Source organism: Delftia sp. ASV31 (assembly GCF_016428765.1).
In the GTDB taxonomy this organism is placed as follows: Bacteria; Pseudomonadota; Gammaproteobacteria; order Burkholderiales; family Burkholderiaceae_C; genus Comamonas; species Comamonas acidovorans.
On the sequence record NZ_JAELTK010000181.1, the window covers coordinates 1 to 1,986 of the forward strand.

2 protein-coding genes are annotated in these 1,986 nt (G+C 52.9%); both read left to right on the top strand.

The genetic code is table 11. The annotated features are described in order from the left end of the window. The first annotated feature begins 413 nt into the window (after positions 1 to 413). Entirely contained in the window at positions 414 to 1,340 is a 927-nt protein-coding gene (locus tag JHD82_RS28850; RefSeq protein WP_233174946.1) for a glycosyltransferase family 2 protein, read from the top strand. Then, a partial coding sequence (locus tag JHD82_RS28855; RefSeq protein ID WP_199140317.1) for an FAD-dependent oxidoreductase occupies positions 1,337 to 1,986 on the top strand: 650 nt, incomplete at its 3' end. The genes JHD82_RS28850 and JHD82_RS28855, both read left to right, overlap by 4 nt.

Consider the following 1,986-nt stretch of genomic DNA (forward strand, 5'->3'; position numbering starts at 1 on the left):
AACGTCAGCGTCTCGTGGGCTCGGAGATGTGTATAAGAGACAGCTCTTGTCCAATATCGAAGGAATGTGTCGGTTTGGTTGCCAAGAAAACTTCCAAATGAGAATTTCGAGCGGCATTTTTCGAGAATGTCACATCGTGTACGAGCAAATCATAAGGTTGCAGCACAGATATCGCTTGACCTTGGAAAATCAAAAGACGAGGCGGCCATTTTGGCTGCAAAAAAAAGATACATGTGTGCTAAATTCTCTCTTGACTCCCTGGAAGAGCGCAGGTTTCACTTCATGGAGTACCTGAAGATATCAATAAAGACAAATTATTGGCGAGAGAATTTATTGCCGGCAATTTTTTTTGGATTTCCTCAAATTCATAAGCTTGCTTTTCGTTTTTCCCAATTCATTAGACGGGAGCCTTGATGAGATGCGCGCCCGGAGCGGTGTATTCAGTTATAGTGACCTTTAATCGCAGAGTCTTGCTAAGGCAGGCTCTGCTTGCCCAACTCAGCCAGACTCTTCAGATATCCCATCTTCTCATTGTCGACAATGCTTCTACCGACGGCACTGAAGAAATGCTTGCTGAAGAAGGCTGGCTTAATCGGGGAAATGTGGAGTTGCTCGCTTTGCCCGAAAATACAGGAGGTGCCGGGGGGTTTTCTGCTGGATTGAAACATGCCATTGATCATGGGGCTGAATGGATCTGGATCATGGACGATGACGCGGAGCCGCATCCCACCGCGTTGGAAGAGTTGATGCTTGTGGCTGATGATCCGGGTAATGTCTATGGCTCATTAGCAGTCAGCCACTCGGATACTTCTTGGCTAACCACTGTGCTGGATCCGCCGCTGGGTCAGATCGGTAGGGCTGATGAAGTGCCGAGCCGAGCCAGGGTGCAGTCGCTTCCATTTCTGGGGTTTCTGATCCATCGGAGTCTGGTGGAGCGGATCGGTCTGCCGGATGCAGGCTATTTCATTGCCGCCGATGACGTGGAATATTGCGTACGTGCCCGGAAATCCGGAGCGGACATCATCATCGCCGGTCAAAGCCGCATAGAGCATCCAAAATCACGACCTTCGCATATTCGAGTCATGGGGCGTGATGTGGTGTTCCTGTCCTTGGCCCCCTGGAAACGTTACTACGATACGCGCAACCGTTTACTGGTTGCGCGTTCGCATTATGGTTTGCGTTTCTTCACGCATACCATTCCTGGGTCTTTGGTGCGCCTGATCGTTGCAATGATTAAGGAGCCGAACAAGCTTGCGCAATTGCGAGCCTTCTCTGCTGGATTTTTTGATGGCTTGCTGGGGATCAAGGGAAAACGACATGAGTATTGGGGCATCAAATGAAAAATAACATCACTCTTATTGTTGGCGCCGGCTTTGCAGGCAGCACGGTTGCGCGGGAGTTGGCGGATGTTGGGCATAGAGTTCTCCTGATCGACAAGCGCCCGCACATCGCCGGCAATGCTTTCGACGAGATGGATACGGATGGTGTGCTGGTGCACCGCTACGGTCCGCACATTTTCCACACTAACAGTGAGCGGGTGTGGAACCATCTTTCGCGCTTTACCGAATGGCGTTCCTATGAGCATCGCGTAGTGGGCGTGGTGAATGGTAAAAGCTATCCATTTCCCATCAACCGCGACACACTCAACCAGTTGTATGGCCTTGAGTTGGACGAGGCAGGCGCGACCTCCTTCTTCGAGCGCGTACGCGAGCCGCGCGAACCAGTACGCAGCAGCGAAGACGTCGTGCTCAACAGCGTGGGACGCGATCTGTACGAGAAGTTCTTTCTCAACTACACGCGCAAACAGTGGGCCATGGATCCCTCGCAACTGAAGGCTGGGGTGGCGGCACGCATTCCGGTGCGCACGAACACCGATGACCGATATTTCACCGACGTTTTCCAGGCCATGCCCTGTCTCTTATACACATCTAAAAAGGGGGGGGGGGGGGGGGGGGGGGGGGGGGGGGGGGGGGGGGGGGGGGGGGG

Bases quoted from the DNA above. Each gene is read 5' to 3' on its own strand.
- JHD82_RS28850 (WP_233174946.1), top strand. From the start codon at position 414: ATGAGATGCGCGCCCGGAGCGGTGTATTCAGTTATAGTGACCTTTAAT.